We start from the raw sequence: 16,635 nt of genomic DNA on the forward strand, positions 1-16,635 counted from the left end.
GAATCCTCCCCGAAGAGTGCCCATGCCGAAACAACACACCTACGTCCTTGGTCTCAACGTCTACGACCATGACGTGAGCGCCTGCCTGCTGCGCGACGGCGCGATCGCCTATGCGATCTCCAAGGAGCGCATCACCCGCGAGAAGCACGCGTCCGGCTTCTACAAGGAAGTCATCGACTACTGCCTGTCCGCCGAGGGCATCACGCTCGACGACGTCGATCTGGTGGTGCGCAACAGCTACATCCTGCCGGTGCCCGAGATGGAGGAGCGGATGCTCCACCAGGACATGCCGGGCTTCCTGCCGATCGCCGAGCGCAACGAGGCGATCAAGCATCCGCTGTTTCGCGCGAAGTCCGACAAGGTGGTGTCGATCTCGCATCACCTCGCGCATGCCTATAGCGCGTTCGCGGTGTCGCCGTTCAGGGACGGCGTCGTGATGATCGTCGACGGCGTCGGCAACTATCAGGCCGACGCGATGGAAACCTATCCGCAGGATGGCGCATCGCCGCTCGCCCGCGAGTCCGAGAGTTACTACAGGTTCGACGATACAAAGCTCGAATGCCTGAAGAAGGTCTTTATGGAGCCGGCGCGCGGTCTCTTGTCGGACGAGTTCTACAACATGCCGGGTCTCGGCGCGCTGTACAGCCGGGTCTCGACCTATGTGTTCGGCGACTGGAACAAGTGCGGCGAGCTGATGGGGCTTGCGCCCTATGGTCGCCGCGAGCAGGTCGGCCATCTGCTCGAGATGAGCGACGGCAGGCTGCACGTGCCGTTCTGGGGCGCCGACAACCAGCAGCCCTTCGTGCTCGACAGCGGCAGCTGGGACAAGAGCCCGACGATGCGGCACTGGGAGGACATCGCCTGGCGGGTGCAGGACGACACCGAGAACGTGCTGCTGGCGCGAGCACGCTGGCTGCGCGAGACCACCGGTGCGAAGAACCTCTGCATCGCGGGCGGCGTCGCACTGAACTGCGTGGCCAACGGCCGCATCGCGCGCGAGGCCGGCTTCGAGAACGTCTGGATCCAGCCCGCCGCCGGCGACGACGGCATCGCCATCGGCTGCGCCTATTACGGCTGGCTCGAGATTCTGAAGCAGCGGCGCTCGTTCGTGATGGAGCATGCCTATGTCGGCCGGCGCTACAGCGACGCCGAGGTCGCGGCCGCGCTGCAAAGCTTCCTGGTCCGCATCCAGGTCGACGCCAAGCGCAGCGACAACATCTGCCGCGATACCGCCAAGCTGCTTGCCGACCAGCGCGTGATCGGCTGGTTTCAGGGGCCCTCAGAATTCGGTCCGCGCGCGCTCGGCAACCGCAGCCTGATCGCCGATCCGCGCAAGGCCGAGATGAAGGACATCCTCAACAGCCGCGTCAAGCACCGCCAGGCCTTCCGCCCGTTCGCGCCGATCGTGCTGGCCGAGCGCATGAAGGAGATCTTCGAGGGCGAGGAGGACTCACCCTACATGCTGATCGCCAAGCCGGTACGGCCCGAATGGCGCGACAAGATCCCGGCGATCGTGCATGTCGACGGTTCGGCCCGGGTGCAGAGCGTGCGGGAGGAAACCAACCCGGTGCTCTATCGCCTGCTGAAGGAGTTCGAGGCGCTGACCGGCGTGCCGGTGCTGATCAACACCTCGTTCAACGTCAAGGGCGAGCCGATCATCGAGACGCCGCAGGATGCGGTGAGCTGCTTCCTCACCACCGGAATCGACAACCTCGTGCTGCACGACACGCTGGTGTCGAAGACCAAAATGCACAAGGTCATCACGCCCGTGATGACGACGTTCGGCGACGTCGCCACCATCGTCTCCTCGACCACCCAGGACGGCAGCCGCGGCGCCTGATCACAGTCAGGCAAGCCTGTCCCGGCGGATCGAGGACTATCCGGCAGGGGGCGGTTCCATGCCGCGCCCCAGCCCGAACTGGCCGACCGGTCCCTCGACGTGAATGTCGAGCCCGGTCATCTTCGCGAACAGATCGATATTGGTGGTGCCGATCGCACAACCGCCGAGGCCCAAATCCGTCGCCACCAGGTACAGCGTTTGGGTCAGGACGCCGACATCCTTCAGGATGAGCGCATAAGCGATGGCGCTGTACTTCCAAGAGATCCGGCCAAATCGCGCGGCGATCGTGATCAGGATCTGCGGTGGAGACGGCGCGTCCATGGCAAATCCCGCGCTTTGCAACATGGCCTCGAATTGTTGTGCGCGAACGTCGATGGCGGCCAACGCATGCGCGTCGGCGTCGTAGTGATAGAAACCTGGCGTCAGGCCGTCGCAATTCGCGACGGCCAGATAGAGCTCAAGCTCGTAGGCGCTGCCCGCTGCCGGATACGGCCTGCTGGTGTATTCGATATCGGGACCGTCGTCGGCAAACTCCAACGGGCTACTCCATTTGGCCCGGACCCGCGCGACGCTGTTCAGGAACGTCGAAAGTTCAGCCAGCGTGATAGGCTTGTGATTGTCGAACTCGCGAGTCGAATGCCTGTCACGCAGCAGTTGTTCCAGCGAGGAGGCGATGCGGTCCGATTCCGGCAGCTTGATGCTCTTACCGGGCCAGGCAGGTCGGATCGCGGGGAGCGGCGCAATCAGGCCGGTGTGCGGATAGAGGCCACCCAGCGGATTAGCCTGTCGGCCTTCTGTGCTGCGGGCATGGAACAGCAAGTCGTGAAAATCCCAGAGCACGAGGCCGTCATCGCCTTCCGCCTTTCGCAGCGTATCGCGTTGTGCCGCGTCGACCTCGATCAGGATTTGGCAGTCCAGCAGCAGCGCAAGTAATGCAGGGCCGGGATAGCCATCCAGACGCCGGATGCGGCTGATGTTCTGAGGACCGGCAAGGATGGTCAGCAGAGCCGCAATCCGCGCATCATGGATCCTCAACAGTGCGCCGGCTCGCGGTGATTCCAGAATCATCTCGGCGCCGCGCCGCCGAAGATAGGCGAAGCGTGACAGCACGACTGTTGCCGCATCGTCGAGCTTTGGCGTTCGCGGCCAGTAATCAGGGGTCTGCGGCTCGATCGTGACGAGATCATTGGCGTCGCCCGTACGCGCCAGGCGATATTCCAGCAGGCCGCGGTGTGCCAATTGCCGCATCAGGCGCTCGACCTCTCGCTCGACCGCATCGCCTTCAGAGCGAGGGAGTGGCAGTCCTATCTGCAGTTCGAGGGCGCGTTCCGCTGCGGCCGCGCTGAACGTTCCCAGTGGCTCCGAATAGCCTTCGACATGAGCCGCTATGCTCCCGTCAGGTTGCGCTTCGAGCGCGACGAGCGGGTTGAGCCGAACCAAGACAGCCGGCGGCGTGGTGCGCGGCGATTTCTTTTTCTCGCTCGTTTTCCTGGGCGCGCGCACGCCGGCATCACCTCAAGTGTGCGGGAGAAATGGCGTCAACTCGCTTTCCAGCGACGGCCGATCGCGCAATCCGAGCTTGACGGGCACATCATAGAGCCGCCCCAGCGCGAAGCGGCGATAGAAATGGCGCATCCCGGGAACGATGACCCGGACCACCGGAACCTCGACGTCCGGTCGCGTCTGGTCGAGAACGAGGAAGTCGAGACCCGCGCGGGCCGCGATATCAACGCAGGCATCCACCTGTGCACGGGTGTCGTCGAGCGGCACGTCTGTCGCGGCGGCCGGCGGGATGACGGGATTGGCACTTGGAATCAGGAACGGATATTCGTCGAGCCGCAGCGGATTGACGCCATCGAGGCTCGGCTTCTCGCCGCTGCCACCACCCATCAGACCGATGGAGAGGAACTGATTCAACTCGGTTAGCGACCGCAGCAACGCGATACGCGGATCGAAGTGAGCGCCCGAGCCGAACTCGATGTTTTCCTGACCGTTCTGCATCCAGTGCACGATCGCGACATAGGTCGGGACGCCGAGATCGCTGGTGATATCCAGTACCCAGAGCCGCCGGCCCGATTCCTCGAGTTGGGTCTTCAGATCGCGGACGTAGGAATCGCCGAACTGGTCCAGTTCGACCGCAGCGCGTTGCGACCGGTTGTACCACCAGATCGCATAGGCGTCGCGCTCCATCAATTCGAGGAAGCCCTGCACGATGGCTTCCTCGCGGGTATTGCCGGCAGCGCAGCCGTTGGAATCAGCGGCGAAGGCTGCCGGGCCCTGATAGAAGAAATACAGCAGGCTGGTCGGAATCTGCCTGAACCGCTTGTCGCGCAACGACCAGACGGGTGACCATTCGATTTGCGCGGACGGATCAAACGGCTCGGGGGCGGGCTGGGTGTGGTGTGAGTCGTTGGGATCCGGCACGGCGCTGCCGCGGTACTGCTCGTCGCTGAAGAGCAGGATGTCGTTGGGACGGATTGCGTCGCCAGGGGGGAAGTCGGCGAAGCGTTTTCGGGCCCGGATCTCATCACCCTGGAAAATTCCCGAGTATCGCTCGATTGCTTCCATCAGCGCGCTGGCCTCGCCTTGCTCGGCCGTGCTGCCCTTACCGAAACTGCCGCCGCTCAGCCCGGCGCGAAGCTGATCCACGTTCTGCGCCGGCGCGGAGAAGTTATGTTGGGCATAGAAATTGGTGTTCATCGGCAGATCAACTTCGATCCGCTCCAGCCGCGTCACCACACCGGTGAGGGGGCTGACATGCTTCTTGTACCGCGCCACCGTGGTGCGCGACGAGACGGTGCGATAGCCGCCGCTGGTCATGACCAGCTTGGCGCCGGGTCCCAATTCGACCGGCTTTGGTGACCGCCGCGGGTTTTGCAGTTTCTTGTTGCCGCAGGTTGGGCATTGCGGGCGGGCTGCCACGTAGTGCTTTGCAATGGTCGAGCCCAGCAGGTCGAGACTGACGATGTGATTGCGCAGATCGGTGCGGAAGCCGCTCGCGATCGCCTTGGCGACTTCAACCGCCGCAAAATGGATGGCGTTCTGTCCAACGGTGTGCTGTGCGAGCGGAGACACCGCGATCGCCCGCGCTCCGCCGCGATCCAGGAAGCCCTTGACCTCGCGGTTGCGGATCATCCGGTCGTACAGGCAGGTCCAGCACGCGGTCTCGCCCGGGCTGAACACGGGGCCGACCAGGGGAAATACCCCGGAGGGCTGCACCAGCAACCAGGCTGACCCGTCGGACACGCGCTGCAGGTTGCGTTCGGCGAGCCGCCGATCGAGATAGTCGTTCACCAACGTAACCGTAAGGTCGGGCGATGTCTTGACGACGCGGACGCCCAGCTCCTGCAATGCCTTGCTCAATTCGGCCGCGCCCTTGACGTCGATCGTCTCAAGTCGAACGCGGCTGTTGTGAAGGTTTTGTTCGGCTATCGCGTCGGGAAGGCCCAGGCTCGCCCAAAGTCCCGCCGCGGCGGTGCCGGGACCTGGCGATTTCGCGATCACATAGCGGCGCTCGAGCAATCGCTTGATGGCTTCATTGATCGTGTCGGACGGAAACATTCGCCCGAGCTTGTCCGTGAGCCTGGCGACGCTGCATCCATTTGCACCGATTGCCGACGCCAGCGCGCAATAAAGCTCGCCATGGAGAAAGAACTTTCGATCTTCGGAATAGAGGCAGACAACATCCGGAGGCAGCACGTAGGCCGTGAAATTCGGTGCGAACTGCAGAACGTCGTTGTTGGCGCGCTGGGTGGATTTGCCTGGCAAAGAATCGTTCCTGTGCAGCTTGTGGGTCGATCATTGAAGCGGGCAAGGCGCCGGCCTCGACACCTCCGCGCCGTTGCCCGAGGCGAGCCGCGCAACGAAACGGACGCAATACAAATTTGGCCGGGTCGACGTGTGTCGGACCCGGCCATGACGATCGATGTGTGTCAACGCGATGCTGTTTCGACTAGCAGACGCGGCAGGCGCCCCACGACAAACAGCAGCCGCCACCGCAACCGGCGCAGCCACCGCAGCGGCAGGCACGGCAGCCGCGGCAACCACGACAGCCGCGGCAACCTCGGCAGCCGCCGCATCCGCGCCACGCCACCTGGACGCCGGCTCCGATGTCTTCCTTGTCGAACAGGTGGAACGTCGCCAGGCTGACGTCGGCGATTTCTTCTTCGCCGAGTGTGATGGCTTGCGTTGGTCCGTACTTCTGGATCTGCGGCACGTCTGCTGCCGGAACTGCGGATGCGGACGCACCCCCAACCAGCGAGAAAGTCAATCCGGCTGCCCCCAAAGCGGGCACAGCGGCCTTGGTCATACGCTTGCTGGTCACACGCTTGGTCTTGGGGGCTTGCTTCACTCGCGGCATGCTCGCATCCTCCATTCTTGACGTGTTGTCGATTTCAACTCTCGCGCAGTTGTACAAATTGTCGCAGCTGCATGCAAGGCGCGCTACGCGCACACTCTCGCGAGGCGCTAGCGTGCATCAAGTGCTGTCGTTCATCTTCGTTCTCGGGTTCATCTTGATGAACGCGATGATTGGCCGGCCCTGTCGCTCAGGCGCGATCGTTGACGATGTGGGAATTTGCATGCTGCACTGCGGTTGTCCCGACGCCGAAGCGAGGGATCGGCATGGCTGATGATGGTGCGAGCTTCGCTTGGTATGAGCTGCTGACCACGGACGTGGGAGGAGCGAGTGCCTTTTACGGCAGCGTCCTCGGCTGGGTGACGAAGGATGCGTCTACACCCGGGATTTCTTACAAATTGTTCATGTCGGGCGAGCTTGCCCGAAGCGGTCTGATGGCGTTGCCGGAAGAGGGCATACGCGAGGGCGCAACCCCGCGATGGATTGGTTATGTCGGTGTTGACGACATGGATATTGCCGTTCGCCGAATGCTGGAACGTGGTGGCGCCGTCTACGTGCCGCCGACCGGCACCAATATCGGCCGTATCTCGATCGTCGCCGACCCGCAGCGGGCGACGTTCGGACTGCTGAGCGGATCAAGGATCGCTCGGCCCACGGTTGAAGGCCTCGATGCCCCTGGGCAGGTCGGCTGGCATGAACTGCTGGCTGCCGATTGGCGGAAGGCCTTTGGCTTCTACAGCGAGGTTTTTGGCTGGCGACAGGCCGACAGCGACGTCGCCGGCGCCGAGTCCTACCAACTGTTCTCTGCTGGTGGGCAGACCATCGGTGGAATCTTCAACAAGCGTCCGCTCGAACCGATCGCGTTCTGGCTTTACTATTTCAACGTCGACGACGTCGACGCAGCCATCGTGCGCGTCAGGGCCGGTGGCGGACGGGTCTATGAGGGGCCGCTGGAGCTGCCGAACGGCAGTTGGATCGTTCGCTGCCTTGACCCGCAGGGCGCCACGTTTGCCCTGGAGGGAGCGCGCAGCCCCGATAGCATCGCGAAGGCGCCGGCGGCCGAGTATCGCTGGACCACCACTTGGGATGGGTTCACTTCAAAGGGCAGGTGGCGAGGCGGCCAGCCGGGTGGCAAAGGGCGGCCGCCGGGCAAATGACGCGCTTTGTCACCCGGCCTTCGCCGGCGCCGCCGGCTTCTGCGCTGGCGGCTTGATCGGCTTGTCCTGCCGCTTCGACCACGAGATGTAATAGGCCACGATCGTCATGATCGCGATGCCGGAGATGCTGACGAAGATCTGCGCGAACAGCGAGCCCGAGCTCATCGAGAGCTCGAAATGTCCGACAAAGGACAGGAACACGCCGACGCAGAACACCGCGAGCGACTGCTGGCCGCAGACGATCAGGGGATCGAACACCTTCCACTCCAGCGCCGACCAGTCCTTCGGGACGAAGCGGATCACCAGCACCGTGATCACCACGAAGTGCAGGAAGCGATACGGCGCGAGGTTGGTCTTGTCGTTCGGGTTGAAGGTCGAATACAGCCAGTCGGGGAACATCGCGCCGAGGTCCGGGAAGCGGCCGGCCATCGTCATGATCAGCGCGAAGATCAGGTAGGCGACGCAGAACCACAGCGTGTAGCGCGAATTGATGATGTGCATGTTTTGCCGCGCGCCACCCATTGCGCACCACGAGCCGAACACGAACAGCACCTGCCAGGCGAACGGATTGAAGTACCAGGTCCCGGCCGGGTAGGCGGGCAGGTTCCAGCCCATGTGCCGCGACACCAGCCACAGCGCGAGCGAGGCCAGCATGGTCCAGTTCGGCTGCCGCAGCATGAACCACAGCACCGGCGGGAACAGGCCCATCAGCACGATGTAGAGCGGCAGCACGTCGAGATTGACCGGCTTGAACTTCAGGAACAGGCCCTGGCGCAGCGTCTCGGTGGCGTTGTCGACGAGGCCCGCGACGTTGAACTCGTTGATGATCTCTGAATCGCCGAAGCGCAGCGCCAGATAGCTGATCGAGGCGATGTAGATCACGAACAGGATGATGTGGGCGACATAGAGCTGCCAGACCCGCTTGGTCAGCCTCGTGGCGCCGACGATGAAGCCGCGCTCCAGCATCATGCGGGCATAGACGAAGGATGCGGTGTAGCCGGAGATGAAGACGAACAGGTCCGCGGCATCGCTAAAGCCGTAATTCCGCGTCGTGATCCAGTTCACGATATTGTCGGGGATGTGATCGAGATAGATCGCCCAGTTCGCGATCCCGCGGAACAGGTCGAGCCGGAGGTCACGTCCTTTGTCGGGCAGGTGAGCGTGGATTTCCATGGGGCGCCGCTTCCTCGAGATGATGCTGTCGAGAAGGCCGCGCCGCGGGCCCAAGGGGCTCCAAACCGAAGCCCCCGAGGCCAGATTGTCACAGCGCGGTAGAATGACTATACCGGTCCGGCGAAGGCTCCCTCCGAGATCGAGGAATCACCGATCAGATCGTTGAACGGTGTCTCTATACTATCCCGGCGGTTTCCTTCAAATCGCTTCCATATCGCACATCCCACGGGGCCGACTATCCATGACCGCACGCATTTTTAAGCCCGCCAAAAACGCGATGCAATCGGGACGTGCCAAGACCAAAGAGTGGCAGCTGGACTACGAGCCGGAGCAGCCGCGCACCGTGGAGCCCTTGATGGGCTGGACCTCGTCCACCGACATGAAGCAGCAGCTCACGCTGCAGTTCGAGACCAAGGAGGAGGCGGTCGCCTATTGCGAGCGCAAGGGCATCGCCTACCAGGTGATCGAGCCGAAGGATTCGGCGCACCGCCAGATCGCCTATGCCGACAATTTCGCGTTCCGCCGCTGGGAGCCGTGGACGCACTAGGCCATACCGCTTCAAAACGAGTCCAATCCCGTCATGGCCGGGCTTGTCCCGGCCATGAACGTCTTTGCTGTCTGAATGAAGAAAAGACCTGGATGCCCGGCACGAGGCCGGGCGTGACTAGCCTGGCGGAAGGGACTCCGGGTCAGCCCGCGGGGCTTGGCGCGGCGAGGGCACCCGGGATCGGCAGCGGCGCATCCTTTGAGACGCCGAGCACCGGAAAACTTCGAATTTTACGCACGTTGGGCAGGCCGGCGAACTGCAGCAGCTGCTGGCGCATGTCGTCGACACTGGGCGCGACGCATCTCAGCATGAAATCGGCATCGCCCGAGATCCGCCAGCATTGCAGGAAGCGCGGCACGGCGGCGACCGCCGCCTCGAACGCCTCGATCGCAACCAGGTTCTGGCTATCGAGCTGGATCAGGACGAAGGTCGTCACCTCATAGCCCAATAGCCGTTCGTCCAGCGTGGCGCGGATCGCCTGGACCACGCCGCGGCTGCGCAGGGCGCGGACCCGGCGCAGGCAGGGTGGGGCGGTGATGCCGACGCGCTCCGCGAGCTCGTTGATCCTGATCCGGCCGTCCCGCTGCAATTCGGACAGGATCCGCAAATCGATGTCATCGAGCTGTGGGCGCTCTGTCACAGTCACGAGCCCGCTACCGCGGTCCGCGGGCTCTTGCTGCCGCTGCCGACCCGACCGAGCGCGGCATGCGGTGCGACACCCGACAGCACCAGCTTCTCATGCGCGGCGATGATGGCGTCACGCGTCAGCCGGCCGCCGGGGCGGTACCAGGTGCAAAGACCGGTCAGCAGCGCGATGATGGCGAAGGTCGCGACCTGGATGTCGCCGACCTCGAACACGCCGTCCGAGACCCCCTCGGTGAGGATCTGCGCCAGCCGCTGCTCGTAGGCGCCGCGCAACGCCACCACGACGTCGTAGTTCTTGGCATCGAGGCTGCGCAGTTCGGAATTGGCGATGAAGACCTCGCGCTTTCGGGTCATGTGATAGCTGACGTGGAAGGCGACGAAGGCGCGCAGCTGCTCGACCGGATCGGCCTTGCCCTCCAGCGCAAGGTCGAGCTCGCGCAGCAAATCGTTGATATGCTCCTGCACCAGATCGAACAGCAGGTCCTGCTTGGTTGAGATATGGTTGTAGAGTGAGCCGGCCTGGATGCCGACCTCGGCGGCGAGCTGACGCAGGCTCATCGCCTCGTAGCCGCGCTCGAAGATCAGGCGCACGCCGGCCTTGCGGATCGCCTCCAGCGTCGTGGGGCCATGTGAGCCGATCGTGCGTGCCATCGGGGCCTCGGAGGGATGTTGGCTTGTCAGGGAGTGCCGGAAACAAGCAAACGACCGTATATATTTCGCATGAAATCTCAGTGAATTCAACGAACTGCGGACTTCACGCACAAACCATAGCACAGTCGCTTGCGAAGCCAAGAAAAAAACGTATGATCGTTTAATTGCAGAATGAATCTCACGGGAGGGATCATGGCCTCGAACCAGGCGGCAATCTTCAATTTCGACCTTGGCGAGATCGCGGATGCGATCCGCGAGACGGTGCATGATTTCTCGACCAACGAGATCGCGCCGCGCGCCGCCGAGATCGATCGCTCCAACACCTTTCCGCGCGACCTCTGGCCGAAAATCGGCGCGCTCGGCCTGCACGGCATCACCGTCGAGGAGGAGTACGGCGGATCGGGCCTCGGCTATCTCGAGCACTGCATCGCGGTCGAGGAGATCTCGCGCGCGTCGGCTTCGGTCGGGCTGGCCTACGGCGCGCATTCCAACCTCTGCGTCAACCAGATCCGCCGCAACGGCAATGAGGCGCAGAAGCGCAAATATCTGCCCAAGCTGATCTCCGGCGAGCATGTCGGATCGCTGGCGATGTCGGAGCCCTCCGCCGGCTCCGACGTGGTCTCGATGAAGACCCGCGCCGAGAAGAAGGGCGACCGCTTCGTGCTCAACGGCAGCAAGATGTGGATCACCAATGGTCCCCATGCCGAGACGCTTGTGGTCTATGCCAGGACCGACGCGAATGCCGGCCCGCGCGGCATCACCGCCTTCATCATCGAAAAGGGCATGAAGGGATTTTCCACCGCGCAGAAGCTCGACAAGCTCGGCATGCGCGGCTCCGACACCTGCGAGCTGGTGTTCGAGGAATGCGAGGTGCCGGAAGAGAACGTGCTCTCCGAGGTCGGCCGCGGCGTCAACGTCTTGATGTCCGGTCTCGACTATGAGCGCGCCGTGCTGGCGGCGGGACCGATCGGCATCATGCAGGCCTGCATGGACGTCGTGCTGCCTTACGTCCACGAGCGCAAGCAATTCGGCGAGCCGATCGGCTCGTTCCAGCTGGTGCAGGGCAAGATCGCCGACATGTACACCACGATGAATGCCTCGCGCGCCTATGTTTACGCGGTGGCGAAGGCCTGCGACCGCGGCGAGACCACGCGCGAGGACGCCGCCGGCGCCATCCTCTATGCCGCCGAGAAGGCCACCCAATGCGCGCTGGATGCGATCCAGCTGCTCGGTGGCAACGGCTACATCAACGACTATCCGACCGGCCGGCTGCTGCGCGATGCAAAACTCTACGAGATCGGCGCCGGCACCAGCGAGATCCGCCGCATGCTGATCGGCCGCGAACTGTTCGCGAAGACGGCCTGAACCGCGCACCGGCCGCCGCGCCTCACGCGCGGCGGCTCGCTTCCCAAAAAATCCTGTCGGCCACTCCAACGAAACGTGCAACAGCGATGCCGCTTCATTCGACGATCGATCCCACATCCTCTGAATTCGCCCGCAACGCCGATGTGATGCGCAGCCTGGTCGCGGAGCTTCGGGACAAGCTCAAGCAGGTTGCTGGCGGCGGGGGCGAGACCTCGCGCAAGCGGCACACCTCGCGCGGCAAGATGCTGGCGCGCGATCGCGTCGATCTGCTCGTCGACCCCGGCACTGCATTCCTCGAGCTGTCGCCGCTCGCCGCCAACGGGCTCTATGGCGGTGACGTGCATTCGGCAAGCGTCATCACTGGCGTTGGCCGCATCTCGGGGCGCGAATGCATCATCGTCGCCAACGACGCCACCATCAAGGGCGGCACCTACTACCCGCTGACGGTGAAGAAGCATCTGCGCGCCCAGGACATCGCGCGGCAGAACAATCTGCCCTGCGTCTACATGGTGGATTCCGGCGGCGCCTTCCTGCCGCTGCAGGACGAGATCTTTCCCGACGAGCGGCATTTCGGCCGCATCTTCTACAATCAGGCGCAGATGTCGTCGCAGGGCATTCCGCAGATCGCCATCGTGATGGGCTCCTGCACCGCGGGCGGCGCCTATGTGCCTGCGATGTCGGACGAGAGCATCATCGTGCGCAATCAAGGCACGATCTTCCTCGGCGGACCGCCGCTGGTGAAGGCCGCGACCGGCGAGGTCGTCACCGCCGAAGAGCTCGGCGGCGCCGACGTCCACTCCCGGCAGTCGGGCGTGACCGATCACTACGCGCAGAACGACGCCCATGCGATCGGGATCGCGCGCCGAATCGTCGGCACGCTGAAGCAGCCCACCAAGGCACCGCTCAACATGCGCACCGTCCAGGAGCCGCTGTTTCCCGCCGAGGAGATCTACGGCGTGGTCTCCGCCGACGGCCGCAAGCCGTTCGACGTGCATGACATCATCGCGCGGATCGTCGACGGCTCCGAGTTCGACGAATTCAAGAAGCTCTACGGCACCACGCTGATCTGCGGCTTTGCCCATATCTGGGGCTATCCGGTCGGCATCATCGCCAACAACGGCATCCTGTTCAGCGAGAGCTCGCTGAAGGGCGCGCATTTCATCGAACTGTGCTGCCAGCGCGGCATTCCCCTGGTGTTCCTGCAGAACATCACCGGCTTCATGGTCGGCAAGAAGTACGAGGCGGGCGGCATCGCGCGCGACGGCGCCAAGCTCGTGACCGCGGTTGCGACCGCCGGCGTGCCGAAATTCACCGTCGTGATCGGCGGCTCCTACGGCGCCGGCAATTACGGTATGTGCGGCCGCGCCTATAGTCCGCGCTTCCTCTGGCTGTGGCCGAACGCCCGCATCTCCGTGATGGGCGGCGAGCAGGCCTCGATGGTGCTGAGCCAGGTGCGGCGCGACGGCATCGAGGCCAAGGGCGAGAGCTGGTCGGCGGAAGAGGAAGACAAATTCCGCGAGCCGATCCGCGCGCAATACGAGAAGCAGGGCAATCCCTATTACGCGACAGCGCGGCTGTGGGACGACGGCGTGATCGATCCCGCCGACACCCGCCTGGTGCTCGGGCTCGGCCTGTCGGCCGCCGCCAACGCGCCGATCGAGCCGACGAAATTCGGCCTGTTCAGGATGTGACCCAGGATCTGATCATGGACCGCTCAAAACTCTACCGGCGTTTCCGCACGCTTCTGATCGCCAACCGCGGCGAGATCGCCTGCCGCGTCATCCGCTCGGCGCGCGCCATGGGGCTGCGCACCGTCGCGGTCTATTCCGAGGCCGACCGCGACGCGATGCATGTCGCACTCGCCGACGAGGCCGTGCTGCTCGGGCCGGCACGGGCGCGTGACAGCTATCTCAACATCGAGCACGTCATCGCAGCCGCCCGCGCGATCGGCGCGGAAGCGGTGCATCCCGGCTACGGCTTCCTGTCTGAGAATGCCGAGTTCGCGCAGGCCTGCCTCGATGCCGGTCTGGTGTTCGTCGGTCCGACCACAGCGATGATGACCGCGATGGGCTCGAAATCCGGCTCGAAGGCCTTGATGGAGAAGGCCGGCGTGCCGCTGGTGCCCGGCTATCACGGCGAGGCGCAGGACGAGGCGATCCTGGCGGAGGCCGCCAACCGGATCGGCTTCCCGGTGCTGGTCAAGGCGTCAGCCGGTGGCGGTGGCCGCGGCATGCGCGTGGTCAATTCGGCGGGCGAGCTGTCGGCCGCGATCACGAGCGCCAAGCGCGAGGCCAAGGCGGCGTTCGGTGACGACCGCATGCTGATCGAGAAATACGTCCAGAACCCGCGCCACATCGAGGTGCAGATCATCGGCGACAGCCACGGCAACCTGCTTTCGCTGTGGGAGCGCGAATGCACGCTGCAGCGCCGGCACCAGAAGGTGATCGAGGAGGCGCCGTCGCCGACGCTGAACGCCGCGCAGCGCGACACGGTGTGCGAAGCTGCGCGAAAAGCGGCCGGCGCTGTCAACTATGTCGGCGCCGGCACCATCGAGTTCGTCTCCGACGGCAAGGACGTGTTCTTCATCGAGATGAACACGCGCCTGCAGGTCGAGCATCCCGTCACCGAGCTGATCACCGGCGTCGATCTGGTCGAGTGGCAGCTGCGCGTTGCCTTCGGCGAGGCGCTGCCGCTGAAGCAGGACGAGATCAAGCTCAATGGCCACGCCATCGAGGCCCGCGTCTACGCCGAAAACCCGCAGAAGAACTTCATGCCCTCGGTCGGCCGCATCAAGACCTGGCGCACGCCGCCGGAAGGCGATGGCCTGCGCATCGACGCCGGCTACCGCAGCGGCGACAACGTCTCGCCCTACTACGACGCGATGCTCGCCAAGGTGATCGCCTGGGCGCCGACGCGCGAGGGCGCGATCGAGAAGCTCAATCGCGGACTGCAGGAGACCGACGTTCGCGGCATCGTCACCAACATCCCGTTCCTGTCGGCGCTGGTGACGCATCCGGATGTCAGAGCCAATGCGATCGATACCGGCTTCATCGAGCGCGAGCTGAAGAACCTGACATCCGGCACAGGCGCGGCCAGCGAGTTCGAGCTCTGCGCGGCGGTGGCCGCGATCATCAACGACGAGCAGAAAGCGGCGCGAAGCGAGGTGAACTCGCCCTGGCAGGCGTTCGGCTGGATGCCGGTCGGCCGCCGTCAGCGGGTGTTTTCATTCCGGCAGGGCCACGAGGCCGCCCAGACCATCACGCTGTACTATGGCAACGGACCATCGACGTTGTTCGTCAGCGGGCGCGAGGTCGCCTTCGCGATCTCGTCAGCCGGCGATGATGGCTTCGACCTGACGCTCAGGGGCGTGAAGTCGCGCGTCGCCGCGGTCGTCGAGGGCCATGAGCTTTACTTGCGCACCCGCAACGGCCGTTTCGACCTGCACTGGGTCGATCCGTTCGGCGGCGAGAGCGAGGAGCAGGTCGGCGAGGACAAGATCGTGGCGCCTTTGCCGGGCACCGTGGTTGCGCTGCTCGCCGAGGAGGGCGCGACGCTGGAGAAGGGCGCGCCGATCCTCACCCTCGAGGTGATGAAGATGGAGCAGACCCTGCGCGCGCCCTATGCTGGTGTGCTGAAGAAGCTCAAATGCAAGGTCGGCGACATCGTCGGCGAGGGCGTCGAGCTTGCCGAAGTCGAGCCCACGGCCGCGCCATGAGCGATCAGATCCACATCGTCGAGATGGGGCCGCGCGACGGCCTGCAAAACGAGAAGACACCGGTCAGCGTCGAGGCACGCATCGCCTTCGTCGAGGCGCTGGTGGCCGCGGGGCTTAAAACCGTCGAGGTCGGCGCCTTCGTGTCGCCGAAGGCGATCCCGCAGATGGCAAGCTCCGACCAGGTGCTGCGCGGCGTCAGCCAAATCAAGGACAAGTTCAAGGACGCCGAGTTCCACGTGCTGGTGCCGAACGAGAAGGGCTATGACGCTGCGCGCGCGGCCGGCGCCCGGGTCGTCTCGGTGTTCGCTGCGGCCTCCGAAGGCTTCTCGCGCGCCAACATCAACTGCTCGATCGCGGAATCGATCGAGCGCTTCAAGCCGGTGCTGGCGCGTGCCAAGGCTGATGGCGTCAAGGTGCGCGGCTATATCTCCTGCGTGCTCGGCTGTCCGTTCGACGGCGAGATCAAGCCGAAGGCGGTCGCCGACCTCGCGATGACCCTGTGGGATCTCGGCTGCTACGAGATATCGCTCGGCGACACCATCGGCGTCGGCACGCCGCTCAAGGCCAAGGAGATGCTGCGCGCGGTCGGCGCCGAGCTCCCGGTCGGCAACCTCGCGATGCACTTCCACGACACCTATGGCCAGGCGCTGGCCAATCTCTATGCCGGCATGGAGGAGGGCGTGCGCGTCATCGATGCCGCCGCCGGCGGTCTCGGCGGCTGTCCCTACGCGCCCGGCGCCACCGGCAACGTCGCGACCGAGGATGTCGTCTACATGCTCGAGGGCATGGGCGTGAGAACCGGTATCGACATGGAGAAGCTACTGGCCGCGACGAACGAGGTCGCCGGTTTGCTCGGCCGTCCGCCGGTGAGCCGCGTCGCCTCCGCGCTGAACGCGAAACGGAAGCGGCTCGGCGGATCGTAGCGGCACGGTTCCGGCAGGATGGAACCGGCTGGTTTTGCAGCGCACACCGCCTGCGTTCCCTGCTCTGGGTCAAAACGCCTCGAAAGCGTTCATGGCTTGGTGACTCAAACATGCTGAGGTGAGGGGGCTCGCAATTGCTCCAGGTGCGTCTCGCCATGTCCGGACAGGTGTCAGCTTCTCGCGGCCGAACGTTTTTGGCCGGAAAGATCGTCTTCAATTTCGGTCGGTCGGCCTTCGATTGCACGGTCCGGCAGCTCACCGA

At 64.3% G+C, this 16,635-nt stretch carries 13 protein-coding genes; 7 read left to right on the forward strand and 6 right to left on the reverse strand.

Features of this window, described 5'->3' with window-relative positions; all coding sequences use genetic code 11:
- Positions 1 to 22: 22 nt before the first annotated feature.
- Entirely contained in the window at positions 23 to 1,840 is a 1,818-nt protein-coding gene (locus ACOIX3_RS19335; protein ID WP_420971419.1) for a carbamoyltransferase, read from the forward strand.
- 36 nt (positions 1,841 to 1,876) lie between these two features.
- On the opposite strand, the gene ACOIX3_RS19340 is transcribed toward ACOIX3_RS19335, so the two are convergent.
- From ACOIX3_RS19340 to ACOIX3_RS19350, 3 genes are all read right to left on the reverse strand, one after another.
- A complete protein-coding gene (locus ACOIX3_RS19340; RefSeq protein WP_420971420.1) occupies positions 1,877 to 3,343 on the reverse strand; it encodes a SagB/ThcOx family dehydrogenase in 1,467 nt (488 codons plus the stop codon).
- A 12-nt stretch (positions 3,344 to 3,355) separates the two neighbouring features.
- Positions 3,356 to 5,608 carry a TOMM precursor leader peptide-binding protein gene (locus tag ACOIX3_RS19345; RefSeq protein WP_420971421.1) on the reverse strand — a complete coding sequence of 751 codons (2,253 nt, stop codon included), beginning with the start codon at positions 5,606 to 5,608 and terminating at the stop codon, positions 3,356 to 3,358.
- A 184-nt stretch (positions 5,609 to 5,792) separates the two neighbouring features.
- Positions 5,793 to 6,200 carry a hypothetical protein gene (locus ACOIX3_RS19350; protein ID WP_420971422.1) on the reverse strand — a complete coding sequence of 136 codons (408 nt, stop codon included), beginning with the start codon at positions 6,198 to 6,200 and terminating at the stop codon, positions 5,793 to 5,795.
- Between the two features lie 263 nt (positions 6,201 to 6,463).
- On the opposite strand from ACOIX3_RS19350, the gene ACOIX3_RS19355 reads away from it, so the two are divergent.
- Positions 6,464 to 7,354 (forward strand): VOC family protein, encoded by an 891-nt coding sequence (locus ACOIX3_RS19355; RefSeq protein WP_420971423.1) that lies wholly within the window; start codon positions 6,464 to 6,466, stop codon positions 7,352 to 7,354.
- A gap of 9 nt (positions 7,355 to 7,363) precedes the next feature.
- On the opposite strand, the gene ACOIX3_RS19360 is transcribed toward ACOIX3_RS19355, so the two are convergent.
- Positions 7,364 to 8,527: an OpgC domain-containing protein gene (locus tag ACOIX3_RS19360; protein ID WP_420971424.1), complete on the reverse strand. Its 1,164-nt coding sequence runs from the start codon at positions 8,525 to 8,527 to the stop codon at positions 7,364 to 7,366.
- Positions 8,528 to 8,768: 241 nt separating this feature from the next.
- Here ACOIX3_RS19360 and ACOIX3_RS19365 point away from each other — a divergent pair, with 241 nt between their 5' ends.
- Complete coding sequence (locus tag ACOIX3_RS19365) at positions 8,769 to 9,074, forward strand: ETC complex I subunit (RefSeq protein WP_092113947.1); 306 nt, start codon at positions 8,769 to 8,771, stop codon at positions 9,072 to 9,074.
- A 142-nt stretch (positions 9,075 to 9,216) separates the two neighbouring features.
- Here ACOIX3_RS19365 and ACOIX3_RS19370 read toward each other — a convergent pair whose 3' ends face one another.
- Positions 9,217 to 9,714, reverse strand: coding sequence for an Lrp/AsnC family transcriptional regulator (locus tag ACOIX3_RS19370; RefSeq protein WP_176531184.1), 498 nt, complete (start codon positions 9,712 to 9,714; stop codon positions 9,217 to 9,219).
- Positions 9,715 to 9,716: 2 nt separating this feature from the next.
- The gene (locus ACOIX3_RS19375; RefSeq protein ID WP_420971425.1) at positions 9,717 to 10,370 is read right to left on the reverse strand and encodes a TetR/AcrR family transcriptional regulator; all 654 of its coding nucleotides are present in this window, start codon (positions 10,368 to 10,370) and stop codon (positions 9,717 to 9,719) included.
- Positions 10,371 to 10,562: 192 nt separating this feature from the next.
- Between ACOIX3_RS19375 and ACOIX3_RS19380 the strand changes: the two genes are divergently transcribed.
- From ACOIX3_RS19380 to ACOIX3_RS19395, 4 genes are all read left to right on the forward strand, one after another.
- Complete coding sequence (locus ACOIX3_RS19380) at positions 10,563 to 11,735, forward strand: isovaleryl-CoA dehydrogenase (RefSeq protein WP_420971426.1); 1,173 nt, start codon at positions 10,563 to 10,565, stop codon at positions 11,733 to 11,735.
- 86 nt (positions 11,736 to 11,821) lie between these two features.
- Positions 11,822 to 13,426: a carboxyl transferase domain-containing protein gene (locus tag ACOIX3_RS19385; RefSeq protein WP_223967718.1), complete on the forward strand. Its 1,605-nt coding sequence runs from the start codon at positions 11,822 to 11,824 to the stop codon at positions 13,424 to 13,426.
- 14 nt (positions 13,427 to 13,440) lie between these two features.
- Positions 13,441 to 15,450 (forward strand): acetyl/propionyl/methylcrotonyl-CoA carboxylase subunit alpha, encoded by a 2,010-nt coding sequence (locus ACOIX3_RS19390; RefSeq protein WP_420971427.1) that lies wholly within the window; start codon positions 13,441 to 13,443, stop codon positions 15,448 to 15,450.
- Positions 15,447 to 16,373 carry a hydroxymethylglutaryl-CoA lyase gene (locus tag ACOIX3_RS19395; protein WP_420971428.1) on the forward strand — a complete coding sequence of 309 codons (927 nt, stop codon included), beginning with the start codon at positions 15,447 to 15,449 and terminating at the stop codon, positions 16,371 to 16,373. Before ACOIX3_RS19390 ends, ACOIX3_RS19395 begins: the two co-directional genes overlap by 4 nt.
- Positions 16,374 to 16,635 lie beyond the last annotated feature (262 nt).

The organism is Bradyrhizobium sp. B120 (assembly GCF_049075665.1).
In the GTDB taxonomy this organism is placed as follows: domain Bacteria; phylum Pseudomonadota; class Alphaproteobacteria; order Rhizobiales; family Xanthobacteraceae; genus Bradyrhizobium.

What these genes read in the sequence shown, in the direction of transcription:
- ACOIX3_RS19335 (WP_420971419.1), top strand. Translation starts at nt 23, where the DNA reads ATGCCGAAACAACACACCTACGTCCTTGGTCTCAACGTCTACGACCAT.
- ACOIX3_RS19350 (WP_420971422.1), bottom strand. Translation starts at nt 6,200, where the DNA reads ATGCCGCGAGTGAAGCAAGCCCCCAAGACCAAGCGTGTGACCAGCAAG.
- ACOIX3_RS19355 (WP_420971423.1), top strand. Translation starts at nt 6,464, where the DNA reads ATGGCTGATGATGGTGCGAGCTTCGCTTGGTATGAGCTGCTGACCACG.
- ACOIX3_RS19360 (WP_420971424.1), bottom strand. Translation starts at nt 8,527, where the DNA reads ATGGAAATCCACGCTCACCTGCCCGACAAAGGACGTGACCTCCGGCTC.
- ACOIX3_RS19365 (WP_092113947.1), top strand. Translation starts at nt 8,769, where the DNA reads ATGACCGCACGCATTTTTAAGCCCGCCAAAAACGCGATGCAATCGGGA.
- ACOIX3_RS19375 (WP_420971425.1), bottom strand. Translation starts at nt 10,370, where the DNA reads ATGGCACGCACGATCGGCTCACATGGCCCCACGACGCTGGAGGCGATC.
- ACOIX3_RS19380 (WP_420971426.1), top strand. Translation starts at nt 10,563, where the DNA reads ATGGCCTCGAACCAGGCGGCAATCTTCAATTTCGACCTTGGCGAGATC.
- ACOIX3_RS19385 (WP_223967718.1), top strand. Translation starts at nt 11,822, where the DNA reads ATGCCGCTTCATTCGACGATCGATCCCACATCCTCTGAATTCGCCCGC.
- ACOIX3_RS19390 (WP_420971427.1), top strand. Translation starts at nt 13,441, where the DNA reads ATGGACCGCTCAAAACTCTACCGGCGTTTCCGCACGCTTCTGATCGCC.
- ACOIX3_RS19395 (WP_420971428.1), top strand. Translation starts at nt 15,447, where the DNA reads ATGAGCGATCAGATCCACATCGTCGAGATGGGGCCGCGCGACGGCCTG.